Source organism: Devosia sp. XGJD_8, assembly GCF_046614475.1.
Lineage (GTDB): Bacteria > Pseudomonadota > Alphaproteobacteria > Rhizobiales > Devosiaceae > Devosia.
In genome coordinates, this window is sequence record NZ_JBKJHF010000001.1 from 2,893,482 (window position 1) to 2,910,122 (window position 16,641).

General features: G+C 63.2%; 9 protein-coding genes and 1 tRNA gene. 8 read left to right on the forward strand and 2 right to left on the reverse strand.

What is annotated here, in order from left to right; genetic code table 11:
• Positions 1 to 108 precede the first annotated feature (108 nt).
• Together ACLI1C_RS13825 and ACLI1C_RS13830 are read right to left on the reverse strand one after the other, a co-directional pair.
• The gene (locus ACLI1C_RS13825; RefSeq protein ID WP_411397652.1) at positions 109 to 7,272 is read right to left on the reverse strand and encodes a peroxidase family protein; all 7,164 of its coding nucleotides are present in this window, start codon (positions 7,270 to 7,272) and stop codon (positions 109 to 111) included.
• 354 nt (positions 7,273 to 7,626) lie between these two features.
• Positions 7,627 to 7,702 (reverse strand) — tRNA-Ile (locus tag ACLI1C_RS13830).
• 530 nt (positions 7,703 to 8,232) lie between these two features.
• Between ACLI1C_RS13830 and ACLI1C_RS13835 the strand changes: the two genes are divergently transcribed.
• From ACLI1C_RS13835 to phoB, 8 genes are all read left to right on the forward strand, one after another.
• Entirely contained in the window at positions 8,233 to 8,901 is a 669-nt protein-coding gene (locus ACLI1C_RS13835; protein ID WP_411397653.1) for a hypothetical protein, read from the forward strand.
• A 111-nt stretch (positions 8,902 to 9,012) separates the two neighbouring features.
• Positions 9,013 to 9,768, forward strand: a complete 756-nt coding sequence (locus tag ACLI1C_RS13840) for an IclR family transcriptional regulator C-terminal domain-containing protein (protein WP_411397655.1) — start codon at positions 9,013 to 9,015, stop codon at positions 9,766 to 9,768.
• Positions 9,769 to 10,193: 425 nt separating this feature from the next.
• Positions 10,194 to 11,231, forward strand: a complete 1,038-nt coding sequence (locus ACLI1C_RS13845) for a PstS family phosphate ABC transporter substrate-binding protein (protein WP_411397656.1) — start codon at positions 10,194 to 10,196, stop codon at positions 11,229 to 11,231.
• 69 nt (positions 11,232 to 11,300) lie between these two features.
• On the forward strand, positions 11,301 to 12,680 hold the full coding sequence (gene pstC / locus ACLI1C_RS13850; RefSeq protein ID WP_411397658.1) for a phosphate ABC transporter permease subunit PstC: 1,380 nt from the start codon (positions 11,301 to 11,303) through the stop codon (positions 12,678 to 12,680).
• Between the two features lie 7 nt (positions 12,681 to 12,687).
• On the forward strand, positions 12,688 to 13,971 hold the full coding sequence (pstA, locus tag ACLI1C_RS13855) for a phosphate ABC transporter permease PstA (RefSeq protein ID WP_411397660.1): 1,284 nt from the start codon (positions 12,688 to 12,690) through the stop codon (positions 13,969 to 13,971).
• Positions 13,972 to 14,022: 51 nt separating this feature from the next.
• Positions 14,023 to 14,847, forward strand: a complete 825-nt coding sequence (gene pstB / locus ACLI1C_RS13860; protein ID WP_411397661.1) for a phosphate ABC transporter ATP-binding protein PstB — start codon at positions 14,023 to 14,025, stop codon at positions 14,845 to 14,847.
• Between the two features lie 28 nt (positions 14,848 to 14,875).
• Entirely contained in the window at positions 14,876 to 15,586 is a 711-nt protein-coding gene (gene phoU / locus ACLI1C_RS13865; protein ID WP_411397663.1) for a phosphate signaling complex protein PhoU, read from the forward strand.
• Positions 15,587 to 15,705: 119 nt separating this feature from the next.
• Positions 15,706 to 16,407 (forward strand): phosphate regulon transcriptional regulator PhoB, encoded by a 702-nt coding sequence (gene phoB, locus ACLI1C_RS13870; RefSeq protein ID WP_411397665.1) that lies wholly within the window; start codon positions 15,706 to 15,708, stop codon positions 16,405 to 16,407.
• The last annotated feature ends 234 nt before the right edge of the window (positions 16,408 to 16,641 follow it).

Genomic DNA, 16,641 nt, shown 5'->3' on the forward strand with positions numbered 1-16,641 from the left:
CCGCGATGTTCCGCCATTGCCTTCGCATTTGATGCCATGGTTTTAGCCCCCGGGCTGGATGATCGAAAAAACCCGGCCGGTAGGACACCGGCCGGGTGGAGTTGGAGGCTAGAGGTTGAAGTCGTCCGCCGTCAGCGCATGGTTGCCCGCAATGTTGATGCGGAACTCGGGCGCATTGTCGCCGGACGTATTGCCGACAACCACGGTGTACTCGCCATCCTCGCGGGTCTCGTGGGTGACCACGATCTGCCCCGGCGCGGTCGTTGCCTGGCCGCCTTCCAGGGTGAACGTGTCATTGCCCGCCATCCCGGTATTGGCGTCGATCCCCGACAGGTCGATCTTGTCGCCGGCCTCGAAGCCGCGGATCGTATCGCCATGGGCCGCCGTGGCAGAGCCGAAGACGAAGACGTCCTCGCCCTGGCCGCCGTCGACGATATTGACGGCATTGCTCATGACAATCGTATCGTTGCCCGAGCCTGTGGTGACATTTTCCACGCCCCACAGGGTGTCGGTACCGCTTTGGCTGCTGACCGCGCTGCCGCGGCCATTGGCTCCGGTTCCCAGGTCAACGGCGACATCGACGGTGAGGAAACCCATGTCCAGCGTGTCATTGCCGGTATCCTCGGAAATGTCGCCGCCATAGTAGGTGTCGTTGCCGTCATTCATCGAGGCCACGAACATGTCGTTGCCATTGCCGCCGAACACCGCGTCGTCGCCGTCGCCGCCATCCAGCAGGTCGTTGCCGTTCTCGCCGAACAGACGGTCGTCGCCAGCTTCGCCATACAGCATGTCGTCGCCATTGCCGCCGAACATGTCGTCGTCACCGTCTTCGCCGAACAGCACGTCCCGACCGGCCTCGCCAGCCACGAAGTCATGCCCAGCCCCGGCCCGGACCACATCGGCCCCGGCACCCGCTATGATGTGATCGGTTCCGGCAAAGCCGAAGACCAGGTCACCACCGGAGGTGCCGACCAGGAGATCGTCCTGCGGCGTGCCGACAACGGAGCCTGAGTGAACCGGCGCCGGAGCGTCGTCATCGTCCTCGTCATCGGTGTCGCAGTCTTCATCCTCCTCGTCGTCGTCCTCGTCTTCATCCTCGTCGTCGTAGTCATCATCGTCTTCGTCATCGTCGGTCTCGACCACATGGGAGCCATGGGGCGAGACGTAGCTGATCGTGTGTTCGCCATCGCTCAGCGTGGTGAGGCCGTTCTCGTCGGTATTCTCGACGAAGTCGTCCAGCGTCATCCCGGCGGGCAGCTCGATCACGTCCTGTGGTCGCAGGGTACCGACGATCGTGTCATTCCCCCCATTGGACTTGAAGACGATGCGGTGGGCCGAGGTCAGCGACGAGATGTCGATGGTGTCGTCACCGTCCGTGCCTTCGATAGTGATCGTGTTGAGCGCCAAGCTTGTGGTGCTGAAGTCACCGAAGATCTGGACACTGTCGCCCGGTGTGCCGCCGGCCCCGCCGGGGGTCGGGTCGGCCGTCTGGGTGCCGATGCGGATTTCCTCGATATTGTCGAGTTCGGCAATGACCGAGGTCACCCCACCCGCCTGGCGGGTGATGACGATCTCCGTCGTCGAACCCACAACGACGATGCCTGCATCTTCTGCCGCATCACGGGTGTAGACGCGGAACACTTCCGCCGTCCCAGCCCGGGTGTTGACATCGAACGTGTCGGTCCCCAAGCCGCCATCCACCCGATCGAACCCATCCGTGGCGCCGGTGGTATTGGCGTTCCAGATGATCGTGTCGACCCCGCCGCCGGCAAACACGATGTCGTTGCCAGCGCCGGCATCGAAGGTGTGGGCACCGTCGCTGCCCAGCAGGATGTCGTCGCCGGCGCCGCCGTCGACCGAGGCTCCGGTATCCCAGGTAAGGTCGACATTGGCCGAGTCGCTCAGCGAACCGTCGCTGACCGTGTAGGTGAAGTTCTTGGTATTATCGCCGTCGGTGCGTGTGGCCGTGACATTGGTCGGATTGTTGACGACGGAGAAGTTGAGATTGAGTTCGCTGGCACCGGTCACGCTGAGCGGATTGCCCTCGGGATCGGTGTCGTTGAGCATCAACAAGGCATGCGAGATCGCCACTGGCCCGGCAATATTGGTGATGACATTGTCATTCCCCGCCACCGGCGCATCGTTGGTTGATACGACGGTGACGGTTGTCACCGCGGGATCGCTGTTCACGAACCCGTCATTGACCGTGACTTCGATGACCCTGGCCGTTGCGCCCGGATTGTCGGAGCTGTTGCTGAAGGTCACAGACTGGATTGCCGACTGGTAGGCTGCCAGCGAGGCATTTCCCGTCAGCAGGACAGCGAGTTGCCCCTCAACCGAGGAGTCGAGGCTGGCATTGATCCCGCCCGGCAATGCACCCCAGGCCAGGACGTCACCAAGCTGCGCATTGGTCAGCAAGACCCGGGCCGATACCAGCGACGTGCCGTCATCGGTAATGCTCGGGCCGCTTGCAATGGCCACGGCCGCGCCATTTTCGTTGAACGTGGTCGCATAATTGGCGCTAGGCACCGCGGCCGGAGACGAGTAGGTCAGCCGGATATTATCGATGTAGAAATTCTCACCGCCCTCGAACGTACCCTCGGTGCGGAAGCGGATTCCAGAGAAGGCGCCGATCTGTGCCGGGGTCAGGTTGACCGAGAAGCTGGCACTGCCGGTCGGCGTGCTGCCACCCAGGGACGAGAGAACCTGCCATGTCGAACCATTATAGGCCTCGACGACCACATTCTCACCCACATCGAGGCTCTGGTCCTCGAAATCGAAGGTCAGGGTTGCAGCAGTCGCGCCGGTCAGGTTCGCCATGCGGGTAACGATTTCCCCGCCATCGGTGCCGCTCAGGAAAGCCAGCCGGCCGCCGGTGATCTGGATATCGCCACCGGTGGGGCTGCCAGCGCCGGGGCCGTCATTGGTTTCAGTCCAGTTCGTGGTCCAAGGCGTGGTCCCGCCGCTGTCAGTGCCCGAATAGCTCTGCGTGGCGAAGTCTTCCAGATAGCTGGCGACATCCCGAGTGTAGAGCTGCACCACCGGCTTGACCAGCGAGTAGTCGAGGTCGCGGAAGCGCAGCATTTCCACATTGCTGACGCGGTCCGAACCGTCCGATTCCAGCCCGTCCGAGACAACAACATGCGTCACCTGGATCGAGCCGTCACCGTTGGAGGTGATCGTGTAGTTGGCGAAGTCGTCCCCGAACACGGCAATGTCGGTATCGCCCGTTCCATCGGCCGTTTCGATATTACGATAGATCCGCAGCTGGCCGGGGTTGATTTCACCCGAGAACATGCGGGAAGCCAGCTGGGTCATGCTGTTGGCATATTCCAGCACCGGACCGACACCGCCGTCGACGCCAACCGATTCATGCACGGCAATCCGCACGTTGAGCCACTTGTCGCCGTCGATGATGTCATCGCCCATCTTGCCGGTGATCAGATCGCTGCCGTCGCCGCCCAGGATGATGTCGCCCGAGCCGAACTCGGTCACGCCGGCTCCCACTACCGCCTGCAGGCCATTAATCAGGGCAATGCCTTCGGCATCGAGCACGCTGCCCAGATAGCCACCGCCCGAACCGCCATTCGCGAAGGAGGCCAGGGTCGTGGCATCCTCGTTGGTGCCGGTCAGCACGTCGTTGAACGCCGTGCCGGACAGGCCCTCGACTGATTCATATTCGTCGAGGGAGGCATTCTGGGGCAGGACCGGGGCTTCGTCGAAGACGATCGGAATGCCGATGTCGGCATTCACCGCCATGGTGTTGTCCTTGTAGGTCGCCCAGTCGAAGCCGGACATACCCACCATCTTGCCGCGGCCCGCGCTGCCGACCATGATGTCGTCGCCGCCTTCGCCGATGAACTCGTCGAACCCGCCGTCACCGAGGAACACGTCGTGTCCATCGATGCCGTCGTGAGCGAAGACTTCATCGAAATTGTCGCCGGGGGCACCGTCGAAAGTGCCGGTTTCGATCCAGTCGTTGCCCTCGTTGCCCAGGATGCGTTCGGCATTCTTGTTGCCGTAGATATAGTCGTTGCCGGTACCAGCAAAGACTTCCGAACCCATGTCGGTGCCAAGGAAGACGAAGTCATGGCCAGCGCCGGCCAGTACCAGGTCGAGGCCCGGTCCGGCATGGACGACGTCATTGCCGGCACCGCCCTTGATATTGTCGTCGCCGCCGGCGTCCACGATGATGTCGTCGCCGTCGCCGCCATTGAGGATATCGTTGCCGAAGCCACCCTCAAGATAGTCATTCCCCGCATCGCCATAGAGCGTGTCGTCACCGATGCCGGCAATGATGGTGTCGTCCGCATCCGTGCCGCCGATGACGACATGGTCACCACCGGTATAGCGCAGGTAGTTGGTGTCAGGCCCGGCCGTGGTTGGGTCGTTGCGGCTGACCAGCTGCGTAAGCAGGCCCGTGCCGACCGGATCGGTGCTTTCCAGCACGCCGTCGCCGTTGAGGTCGTTGAACTGGCGCGACTGGTCGACTTCCAGGATCAGTCCGGGCGTGGAGAACACGTCCGAGGGCAGATGCGTCGCGTCGGTATTGCGCATGATCATCGCCGCGAAGGAGTTGTTCTCCATCTCGCCGAACAGGTGCAACCCGTCGAGCCGCTGCAGGTAGTAGAAGCGGTCGCCGCTCTGGAGCATTTCCATCTGCACTTCGAACACGAAGTTGAAGGTGGAACCCAGCATGCCGCCAAACGGCATGATCTCCTCGGCAAGGCCGCCGATCCAGAGGTCGACATTTTCCAAGCCGCCCAGGTCATTGGCATAGGCGCCGGTGCCGTTGAGGAAGTCCTGGGCATCGTCAGGAATGACCACGCCGTTCACCGAAACGCCGGTGATGATGCTCAAAGCGACATCGCGCTTTTGCTCGAGCGTAGTGGCACCGGTGATCAGCGAATGCGTGCCATAGGCCGCGATGAAGTTGATGATCGAGGCTTCATGCTTGAGGTGGCTGGCGAAGTCGACCCAGCTCACATAGGGCTTGAGCAGCACATTCTGGTTGCTGGCTTCGTAGAAGTCACGGCGCGCCGCCTGCAGCGAGGGTACGCCGGTATCGCGGCCACGGGCCAGGTTGATAGTGGCGAGGTCGAGCGGCAGGCCCAGCAGGTTGTTGCGCAGGGCGCTGGTCACGAACTCGTCGATCTCGTTGCCGGCCTGCCGGGTCATGCCCCGGATGATGGCGCCAGCCGCGACCTCATCGGCGATGGAGCCGCCCACCCCGTTGAATGCGGTAGGATTGAGGAAGCCCTCGATCAGGCCGATATCGCTCTCGAGGAAGTTGGGATCAAAGCGGTCGATTCCTTCGGTCAGCATCGAGTGGCCGAAGCGGTAAACCACATGGGCGAATTCGGCGACGATGGACGGGTCCAGGGTCGTGTCGAAGCCGTCTGGCACGAGGAACACGTTGATGTTGGGCTGGATCTTGCGGGCAAATTCCTCGAAGACCAGGTGCTGGTACTGCATTTCCGTACCGAACTTGGCCGCCTGGAACAGACGTTCGCCATCCCAGACCAACGAATTGACATTGGCCGGGATCGTCGCGACGTCCACGGCCAGCCATTCATTGAGGAAGGCCACGGACTGAGCGTCGGAGGCACCTGCATCGCGCAGGGCGATGGCATCGGCCAGCACGGTTTCCTTAGTGTGCTCGACCAGTCGGTTATGCTCGGCATGGAAGACATGGTGCACGGCGGTCAGGCCGATATTCTCGTTGACGCGACCGTCGCCGGCGATGAAGTGCGCATCGAGCAGTTCGTTGTCATAGGAGCCGTCTTCGGCAGGACCGTTATCCGGATTGCCCAGGCCGATGGTGATGTCGCCATCCGCCAGGCCGGTCGGCACCGCATTGTGGGCGATATCGGCCAGGAAGGCATGGCCAGTCCGCAGGGCCAGCACAGTGGTCGGATTGACCGGGGCGGCGATATTGCCGACCACCACGATGTCGTCGGCCGTGTTGGGAATGCCGTCACCACCGATGCCGGTGATGATCTGCGGCATGCCATTGGCCGCCGGGATGAAATTGCCATACTGGTCCGTCCGCAGCAGGGGCACGTTGCCCACGTCGTCGTCGGTCAACAGGATACCCAGCAGGTCGCGGGCTTGGGCCTTCAGTTCACCCCAGGTCGCCATGCCGCCATTGGCACCCTCGATGAGCTTGCCCGTGGCGACAGGATCGCCATCGGCATTGAGCTCATACTGGCGCAGAAACACCTGGTGAGAGGAGTGCGACGTATAGGTCTGGTTCTGGTCGACATATGCCGTAGTGGTATTGACCGGCCGCGTATTGTCGGCGCTTTCATCAACCGCCGTATTGGGATCGTCGAGCATGATGCCGTCAGCACCCGGTCCGACAGTCGCACGGGTCAGCACCATGAAATTGGTCGTGCTGCCGGGGACATAGAGCGGATCGTCCGGCTGCAGCGGGATCATCACCGTGCCGCTGCCACCCTTGTTGACCAGGTCGAGACCATGGTCGAAGAACTGGCCGAACAGGGTGAACCACGAGTTGAACGGGGCCGACAATCCCTCGTCGGGGGCAATATTGGGCAGATGCACATTGGCGCCGTCCAGCGTTATGCCATTGGCATCGAGCAACGCCATCAGGTCGTCGTCCGCAGCATCGAGATTGGCGCGGGCTGTCGCAAGGGCGGCGGCCGCAGCATCGGCGGCCGCCTGTAGCAGGACGTTTCCGGGGCTCGCAGCAGCAGCGGCCGACGCAGCAGCGTCATCGCGCTCCGCAACGGCAACGGCCTGGAACAGCGGTTCGACCGGTGCATAGGCAGCGCTGATGGTTGCCGTGATCCCCAGCTGCAGGGCGGGGTCGACGCCGGCCCGCTGCAGGGCGGTCAGGATGGCTGCCGGATTGCCCAGGGTCTGGTCGACGATCAGATTGCTGATCGTGCGCACTTCCGGGTCGATGACGTCACCCGGGTCCGCGAAGGTTCCCGGACCGTCGGCATCGGCTCCCGGCGTATAGGTGATCGGGATGGCAGGCGATGGCCCGAGACCATCGGGATCGACCATGATGGTGCGGAAGTCGGGTTCGAGCAGCTCGGGGAATGGCTGGTCCGCCGCGCCCCAATATTCCTGGCCGGGCAGCAGGTGGTTGTAGGAACCGTCAACCGTGCGCAGGCCCCAGGCGATATTGTAGGCCGGGATTAGCCCACCGGGACCATAAAGCGGCGTTCCCGCCGCATGGGCCTCCGAAATCTGGATCTGCTTGAGAATGAACTCCAGGTCGCTCTTGATATAGGTTACCATGATAACTCCCTCCGTCGCCCCTCAGCGACACTGCATGACGACCCGACCGACTGTGTCGGGCTGGTATCGGTGCAACGGACAGGGCGCACCATGACCGTCAGCGTGGAGGAATAGTGCCCAATGGATGCATCGGGCGTCAGGTCACAAGGTCCGACGAACTAAGGGCATCAAGGTCTCCGGTATTTCCGGACGTTAGGACGTGTCGATACTGGACTTTAGCCCAGTAAGTACGACCGGAGCGGAGAGCAGAAAATTCAGGAGTGCCGGTCGCACGAGCCACCAATCGGGCCTGGATTGCGTGAGGGACGCAAACACAACAGGGCCTCCCGATCACTCGGAAACCGCCAGATTCTTTGGTGGGCCCACCAGGACTCGAACCTGGAACCAGACCGTTATGAGCGGTCGGCTCTAACCATTGAGCTATAGGCCCCCATCTGCCTCATAGGGAGGGTAGCGCAGGCTGGCAAGAGAGAAGTGGCTTCCCCTCGTCCCGGCCACGCCATGCATGTCGGCGCGCCTACCGCGCAATGGGAGGCCCGCGCCCCCCCCCGCCAGTCCGCCCGCGGCCGGCCATTGGGATCGAATCACGCCACATTCTGCCACGATTGGACCTATTGCACCGCTATTATGCCCGCTCATGGCCCTGCTTGCTCATTTTTATCCCACTTGGGCCGCGCCGAATCTCGCGGGAAAGTGAACAGCTTAGCCCGCGCCGGATTGCGCTAGGCCGGACAAAATCCACAAGCTCGCACACGCCTCACAAATTGGCCGCGTTTCCCCGATTATCTGAACATTCCACCGTGAGACATAATCACGGCTCGCCAGGCTGCGCATTGGTGACGAAGAACACCTCGTCATCTCTTGGGCCCGGTGTTTGTATATTTGCGTTATCAACCACCAATGTTCACAGTCCGCTGCCATTTGTTTGGTCGCGTCGCACCTGCACGCATGGAAACACAGATGACCCTGACATCTCTTCTTGCCGAACCCACCTTCCTCAAGGGTGGCATTCGGATTGTACACTTCATCGGCCTGGCCCTGGGCCTGGGCACCGCAACCTTTCTCGATCTCATGATGCTTCGCTTCATGGTGCTGGCCAAAATCCGCCGGTCCCACGCCGAAGCCTTCGAATTCGGCACCAAGGTGGTGACGGCGGGCCTCGTCATGCTCTGGATCAGCGGCCTGGCCTTCCTGGCCTATTACTGGGCCTTCGACCCCGAAAAGCTCGCCAATCCCAAGATCTGGGCCAAGGTCAGCGTAGTCGGCGTGCTGACGGTCAACGCCGTCTTCCTGCACAAGGTGGTCCTGCCCGTTGTCGAGCAGCAGGTGTCCCGCACCCTGTTTGGCGGTCTCAGCGCCTATCAGCGCATTCTGATGGTCGTCGGCGGCACCACGTCGGTCACCAGCTGGTATGTGCCGGTTGCCCTGGGTGCCATCCCCCAGTTCAACAACAGCCTGCCTGCCGACCAGCTCTGGGCCATGTTCTGCGCCCTGCTTATCGCCAACAATGCCCTCGCTATCCTGGCCTTCTTCGGCATTTCCAGTGTCGCCGCCAAACGGGCCCGGAACCGCGCTGCGCCCCAGCACAACGACGATGCCGCAACCAAGGGCTCACCCTTCCCCGCCTGACCTCGTGCGCTCAGCGATTTTTGTTCGAGTATCGCCCACTCCGCTATATAGCATGCCTGTGACGAGGCATTATGCCCTGCGGCCCCCCGGCCGCTTGAAGCGGAGCGGGTCATGCGCGAAGGCGACATCATCAATGGACTGGTCAAGGGCCTGTCGGTCATCGAGTGTTTCGATGAGGAACATGCCAGCCAGTCCATCACCGATGTGGCCAATCGCACCGGCCTTGAGCGCGCAACGGCCCGCCGCTGCCTGCTCACCCTCACCCATCTCGGCTACGCCTCCTATGATGGCAAGTTCTTCCGCCTCACCCCGCGCGTGCTCAATCTGGGCCATTCCTATCTGGCGGCCACGCCGCTGCCCCGGCTGATCCAGCCTTTCCTCGAAGACCTCTCGGCCCAGATCAACGAGAGCTCCTCTGCCGCCATACTCGACAATACCGAGATTCTCTATATCGCCCGCGCCTCCTACCGCCGGGTCATGTCGATCAATCTGGGCGCCGGTGCGCGCCTGCCGGCCTATTGCACCTCGATGGGCCGCATCCTGCTCGCCGCCATTCCCCCCAATGCGGCGCGCGACATCCTCAACCGCTCCGAGCTGGTTGCCTATACGGCCAAGACCAAGGCCGACCTGCCCTCGCTCACCACCGAGCTGGCCGTCGTCGCCGCCCAGGGCTTTGCCGTGATCGATGAGGAACTCGAGCTGGGTCTCTGCTCCATCGCCGTGCCGCTCTTCAATGCGCAGGGCCAGACCGTGGCCGCGCTCAATGTCGGCGCCCATTCCGCCCGCGCCTCCACCTCGCACATGATCGCCAATTTCCTGCCCCTGATGCGCAAGATCCAGGCCGAAGTCCGCCCCCTGCTGCGCTAGTGGGCGTGGCACGATTGCGCCCTAAGAGTGGAGAGAAACCTCCCCTTGATGGGGGAGGTAGGAGGGGGTGGGTGCGCCGAGCCCCGGACACGCGGCGACAGACCTCGCCACGGGCCGAATACCCTCCCGAGCGAACCACCCGCAGCCATGGCATCACTGTCACAAAGCCCGGCTAGACTGCCGCTGGTCTCGCTGCGCGGACTCACGCCGCTCTGTCACATTCGAATGTCACAGAGCCACGCCGGAATCGCGTTCTTCCGGACGTTTCACTGCAAAATCAACGCATTAACCTGTCACAAACGCGTCACGCAACAGCAATAAAACTGTCGCCTAGCCACCCTATGGTCTGCCGCGTCACAGGGCGGCCCGGGGGATGTTCCGGAAGGTCGGCCATGTTCGAAAACGAATTCCGAAAGGGAAATCCCATGAAGACCGCACTCTACGCCAGTGCTGCCGTGATCGCGCTTGCCGCGTTCGGCACCACCGCCGCCTTCGCCCAGTCGCGCGACCAGATCCGCATCGTTGGCTCGTCCACCGTGTTCCCCTACACCCAGGCAGTCTCCGAGCAGTTCGCTGCCATGACCGGCGGCACGGCGCCTGTCGTTGAATCGACCGGCACCGGCGGCGGCATGCAGATCTTCTGCGGCGGCGTTGGCCCGGATCATCCCGATATCACTGGTGCCTCGCGCGCCATGAAGCAGTCCGAATTCGAGCTGTGCCAGACCAACGGCGTCGACTCGGTCACCGAAGTTCTGATCGGCTACGACGGCCTGTCGATCGCCCATTCCCAGCAGGGTCCGGACCTGGACCTCACCAAGGCCCAGATCTTCCAGGCCCTGGCTGCCCAGGTTGAAGTTGACGGCGCCATCGTCGACAACCCGTACAAGAACTGGTCCGACATCGACGCCTCGCTCCCCAACACCCCGATCACCGTGTTCGGCCCCCCTCCGACCTCCGGCACCCGTGACGCTTTCGTCGAGCTGGTCATGCTCGAAGGCTGCGAAGGCTTCGAAGCCATCGCGGCTCTCGATGAAGACGCCATGGAAGAGACCTGCTCGCGCATGCGCCAGGATGGTCCCTTCATCGAAGCCGGTGAAAACGACAACCTGATCGTGCAGCGCCTGAACGCCGACTCCAATGCCTTGGGCATCTTCGGCTACTCGTTCCTCTACGAGAACAGCGACACCCTCAAGGCTGTGGCCGTCGATGGCGTCCTGCCCACCACCGAGACCATTGCCGACGCGTCCTATGCCGTGTCGCGCCCGCTCTATATCTACGTCAAGAACGCCCATAAGGGCGTGATCCCCGGCCTCGAGGAATTCGTCACCGAATACGTCTCCGAGGAATCCTTCGGCGAAGGTGGCTACCTCTCCGAGCGCGGCCTGATCCCGCTGAGCACCGAAGAGCGTGACGCCACCCGCACCGCCGTTGCCGAATCGACGGCAATGACTGCAGGCAACTAATACGACTGGGAAGCCGGGGTTCACCCCGGCTTCCCTTCTTGTTTCGTCTCGTCCCTGGGGGCTCGCGTCGTGGTCGGCTATCTCTTCCTGACAATCCTTGTCTTTTCGATCGCCGCCTTCTTCGTCGGGCGCTCCGCCGGTAATCGCTTCGTGGCGACCAATGGCGTCTCCACCCATTCCCTGCCCGGCTATCACGGCGCCTTCGTCGCCGTCTGGGTCGGCGTCCCCGCCCTGGTCCTGCTTTTGCTCTGGCTGATGGCGCAGGGCTCGGTGATCGACAACATGCTGTTGTCCACCTTGCCCGCGACTTTGACCGAAGCGGCCTCTGCCGCCGACAAGAACCTGCTGCTTTCCGAAATCAAGAATGTCGCCGCCGGCCGCATCTTCGCCGAGCCGACCCCCGAGATCACCGCCGCCGCCGAGACCCTGCTGCGCTGGCAGCAGATCGCCTCCTGGCTGATGGTGGTCGTCGTGGTTGCGGCCATGCTGCTGGCCATGTTCTTCGCATATTCGCGTCTGGCGCCGCGCTTCCGCGCCCGCAACGGCGTTGAAGCCTTCACCTCGGGCATCATGATTGCCTGCTCCATCGCGGCGATCCTGACCACGATCGGCATCATCGCCTCGCTGATTTACGAATCCATCGAGTTCTTCAAGCTCGTGCCGGTGCACGAATTCCTCTTCGGCCTGCGCTGGGAACCCCAGATCGCCATTCGCGCCGATCAGGTCGCCGGCAATGGCGCCTTCGGTGCGGTCCCGGTCTTTGTCGGCACCATCGTCATCGCCACCATCGCGATGCTCGTCGCCACCCCGATCGGCATCTTCACCGCCATCTACCTCACCGAATATGCCAGCGACCGTGTCCGCAACATCATCAAGCCGATCATGGAAATCCTGGCTGGCGTCCCCACCGTGGTCTACGGCTTCTTCGCCGTGCTCACCGTGGCGCCCGCCATTCGCGGCGCCGGCAATCTCATGGGCCTGGCCACCTCGCCCAACAGCGCCATCGCGGCTGGCGGCGTCATGGGCATCATGATCATCCCGTTCATTTCCTCGCTCGCCGATGACGCCATCCGCGCCGTGCCGCGCTCCATGCGCGACGGCTCGCTGGCCATGGGCGCCACCCGCGCCGAAACCATGACCAAGGTGCTGCTGCCCGCCGCCCTGCCGGGCATTATGGGCGGCATCCTGCTCGCCCTCAGCCGCGCCATTGGCGAAACCATGATCGTGGTCATGGCCGCCGGCCTCATCGCCACGCTCAACATCAATCCGCTCGACTCGGTCACCACCGTCACCGTGCAGATCGTCACCCTGCTGATCGGCGACACCTCCTTCGACAACCCCAAGACGCTTGCCGCCTTCGCCCTGGGCCTCGTGCTCTTCCTGGTGACGCTGGGGCTCAACGTCGTTGCGCTGACCATCGTGCGCAAATATCGCGAACAGTACGACTGAGGCCATCATGACCGACGCAACCCTGCCGACCCAGGTCCAGACTGCCGCGATCAATCGCGCCCGCCTGCGCAATAAGCGCAACGCCGCCGACTTCCGCCTGCGCGCCTATGGCATCACGGCCATCTCCATTGCCGTGGGCCTGCTCGGCATCCTGCTCTTCACCCTCGTGCTGGGCGGCTACTCGGCCTTCGTGCAGACCCATATCCGCGTCGATTTCCCGATCAGCGCCGAATATGTCGATCCGGCCGATCCCGCCGAAGGCAACTGGCGCGCCGTGGTCAGCGATGGTGTTGGCGCCCTGCTGCCGTCCGACAGCCCCGCCCAGGCCCGGCAGATCGCGCAGATCCTGACCAACAATACCCAGTTCTTCGTGCGCAACGCCGTGGTGGCCGATCCATCGGTGATCGGCGGCACGCTGACGCTCGATATTCCGGCCGCCGACATCTTCGACCAGCTCAACAAGGGCAATATCGACCGCAATACGCCCGAGGCAAACCGGCGCGTCACCGATCAGCAGATCGAGTGGTTCGACAGCCTGCAGGAGCAGGGCCGTGTCTCCACCCCCTTCAACTGGGGCCTGTTCTTCAATGCCGATAGCCGCTTCCCCGAACTGGCCGGCCTCTCCGGCGCCATCACCGGCTCCTTCTATGCCCTGCTGGTCTGCTTCCTCATCAGCTTCCCCGTCGGCATCGCCGCGGCCACCTATCTTGAGGAATTCGCCCCCAAGAACCGCTGGACCGACCTGATCGAGGTCAACATCAACAACCTCGCGGCCGTGCCCTCCATCGTCTTCGGCCTGCTCGGCCTGGCCGTCTTCCTGCAGATCTTCGGCCTGCCCCGCTCGGCGCCGCTGGTTGGTGGCCTGGTGCTGGCGCTGATGACCCTGCCCACCATCATCATCGTCACCCGCAACGCCCTCAAGGCCGTCCCGCCCTCCATCCGCGAGGCCGCCTATGGCATGGGCGCCTCACCCCAGCAGGTCATCCTCCACCACGTGCTGCCGCTCTCCCTGCCCGGCATTCTCACCGGCACGATCATTGGTCTCGCCCAGGCACTGGGTGAAACCGCCCCGCTGCTGCTGATCGGCATGAATGCCTTCATCACCAGCCCGCCCGGTGGCGTGCTGGAAGCCTCCACCGCGCTGCCCACCCAGATCTACATCTGGGCCGACAGCCCCGAGCGCGGCTTTGTCTCGCGCACTTCGGCCGGCATCCTGGTTCTGATGGGCTTCCTGCTGCTCATGAACGCGGTCGCCATCTTCCTGCGGCAGCGGCTGGAACGGCGCTGGTAACACTGACAAGATGCAACCGGCGCCTCGCGCCAGAAGACGGAATTCTGAGAGATGAACGCGATGACCGAAAACAAGGGTTCGACGCTCGTGGCAAAGCCCGACCAGGTGGTAATTCCTCCCACAGTGGCCATGAAGGGCGAGGATGTCAGCGTTTTCTACGGCGCCAAGCAGGCCCTGTTCGGGGTTAACCTCGAGATCGAGCGCAACCGCGTCACCTCGCTGATCGGCCCCTCTGGCTGCGGCAAGTCCACCTTCCTGCGCTCGCTCAACCGCATGAATGACACCATCGACATCTGCCGCGTCACCGGCAGGATCACGCTTGATGGCGAGGACATCTACGACAAGAACCTCGACGTTGTGGAACTGCGCGCCCGCGTCGGCATGGTGTTCCAGAAGCCCAATCCCTTCCCCAAGTCGATCTTCGAAAACGTCGCCTACGGCCCCAAGATCCACGGCATGGTCTCGACCAAGGCCGAGACCGAGGAAATCGTCGTCTCCTCGCTGCGCAAGGCCGGCCTCTTCGAAGAGGTCAAAGATCGCCTCAACGAGCCCGGCACCGGCCTGTCCGGTGGCCAGCAGCAGCGCCTCTGCATTGCCCGCGCCATCGCCACCAAGCCGGAAGTCCTCCTGATGGACGAGCCCTGCTCGGCGCTGGACCCCATCGCCACCGCCATCATCGAAGAGCTGATCGACGAGCTGCGCGAGAACTTCACCATCGTCATCGTCACCCACTCCATGCAGCAGGCGGCCCGCGTCAGCCAGAAGACCGCCTTCTTCCACCTGGGCAAGCTGATCGAGGAAGGCGTCACCGAAGACATCTTCACCAACCCGGTCAACAAGCAGACCCAGGACTACATCATGGGCCGCATCGGCTGATCCGGGCTCGGACAACAAGGATTACGCTATGCCCAATACCGGCTCCGAACACATCGTTTCGTCCTACAATGACGAACTGGTCGCGCTCGCCCAGACCATCGCCGAAATGGGCGGCCAGGTCGAAGTGGCCATCGAGAATGGAACCAAGGCCCTGCTCAAGCTCGACCGCGAACTGGCCGACCTGACCATCATCGCCGACCAGCGCATCGACGACATGCAGCGCAAGATCGACGAAATGGCCGTCTCCATGATCGCCCGTCGCCAGCCCATGGCCTCCGACCTGCGCGCCATTGTCACCGCCATCCACGTCGCCTCCGATCTGGAGCGCGTCGGCGACATGGCCAAGCAGCTGGCCCGCCGCTCGCTCAAGCTCGAAGGCATGAGCCTGCAGCCCACTTTCTACAACGGCGTCAAGAACATGACGGCCCTGGTGCTGCGCCAGATCAAGGAAGCGCTGGACGCCTATTCCAGCCGCGATGCCGCCGCCGCCATCGAGGTCTGCAACCGCGATGACGAGGTCGATGCCATGCATACCTCCCTGTTCCGCGAGCTGCTGACCTACATGATGGAAGATCCGCGCAACATCACCACCTGCACCCACCTGCTGTTCTGCGCCAAGAGCCTGGAACGCATTGGCGATCACGCCACCAACATCGCCGAGCGCGCCTATTACCTGCAGACCGGCAAGCCCCTGACCAACGACGTCCAGGAACTGCACCGCACCCAGATCAAGGCGTAGCCGCACAAGCGCTGACGCCTCCCAACCACCGGCCCGTACCTCCCCCTTGATGGGGGAGGCTCGGAGGGGTGGAGCCACAAGCACCGGCCATGGTGCCGCAACCGACGGGAGCACATCTCATGCCCGCCACGATCCTCGTTGTCGAAGACGAAGGCGATATCGCCATCCTGCTGCGCTACAATCTCGAAGCCGAGGGCTTCCGCGTCGTCACCGCGGAAACCGGCGACGAGGCCCAGAGCGCCATTCAGGAAAAGCTGCCCGATCTCATCCTGCTCGATTGGATGCTGCCCGAGATTTCCGGCATCGAACTCTGCCGGCGCCTGCGCGCCCGCGAGGAAACCGCCCGCATCCCGATCATCATGCTCACCGCCCGCGGCGAGGAAGAAGAGCGCGTCCGGGGCCTGGCCACCGGGGCCGATGACTATGTGGTCAAGCCCTTCTCGGTGCCCGAGCTGATCGCCCGCATCCACGCCCTGCTGCGCCGCGCCAATCCCAATCTCGTCACCGCCGCCCTCAAGGTCGGCGATCTCGAGCTCGACCGCACCACCCACCGCGTCCGCCGCGCCAATCGCGACGTCCATCTCGGCCCCACCGAATATCGCCTGCTCGAATACCTGATGCGCCATCCTGGTCGAGTGTACTCACGCGAGCAGCTCCTCGACGGTGTCTGGGGCAATGACGTCTATGTCGACGAGCGCACCGTCGACGTCCATATCGGCCGCCTCCGCCGCGCCATCAACCGCGGCCGCGAAACCGACCCCATCCGCACCGTCCGCGGCGCCGGCTACGCCTTCGACGAAAGGTTCGCCCAGGTCGCGTAAGGCGCCCCCTCCCACCCTCCCCCTGACAGGGGGAGGAGCCGCACGGCGACCTTGGCCACATCGCGACCCACAAACTGCATCAGTCCCTCCCCCTGCCAGGGGGAGGTTAGGTGGGGGTACGGCCCCTTGTGAGTACGTGGATTGTGGCGCGGTCTCGCCCATCCACCGGACAGCACCTCCCCCTTGATGGGGGAGGATGGGAGGGGGTGTTGGGAGCCCCAATATTCGAGCCCA

What these genes read in the sequence shown, in the direction of transcription:
- ACLI1C_RS13825 (WP_411397652.1), bottom strand. Translation starts at nt 7,272, where the DNA reads ATGGTAACCTATATCAAGAGCGACCTGGAGTTCATTCTCAAGCAGATC.
- ACLI1C_RS13835 (WP_411397653.1), top strand. Translation starts at nt 8,233, where the DNA reads ATGACCCTGACATCTCTTCTTGCCGAACCCACCTTCCTCAAGGGTGGC.
- ACLI1C_RS13840 (WP_411397655.1), top strand. Translation starts at nt 9,013, where the DNA reads ATGCGCGAAGGCGACATCATCAATGGACTGGTCAAGGGCCTGTCGGTC.
- ACLI1C_RS13845 (WP_411397656.1), top strand. Translation starts at nt 10,194, where the DNA reads ATGAAGACCGCACTCTACGCCAGTGCTGCCGTGATCGCGCTTGCCGCG.
- pstA (WP_411397660.1), top strand. Translation starts at nt 12,688, where the DNA reads ATGACCGACGCAACCCTGCCGACCCAGGTCCAGACTGCCGCGATCAAT.
- pstB (WP_411397661.1), top strand. Translation starts at nt 14,023, where the DNA reads ATGAACGCGATGACCGAAAACAAGGGTTCGACGCTCGTGGCAAAGCCC.
- phoU (WP_411397663.1), top strand. Translation starts at nt 14,876, where the DNA reads ATGCCCAATACCGGCTCCGAACACATCGTTTCGTCCTACAATGACGAA.
- phoB (WP_411397665.1), top strand. Translation starts at nt 15,706, where the DNA reads ATGCCCGCCACGATCCTCGTTGTCGAAGACGAAGGCGATATCGCCATC.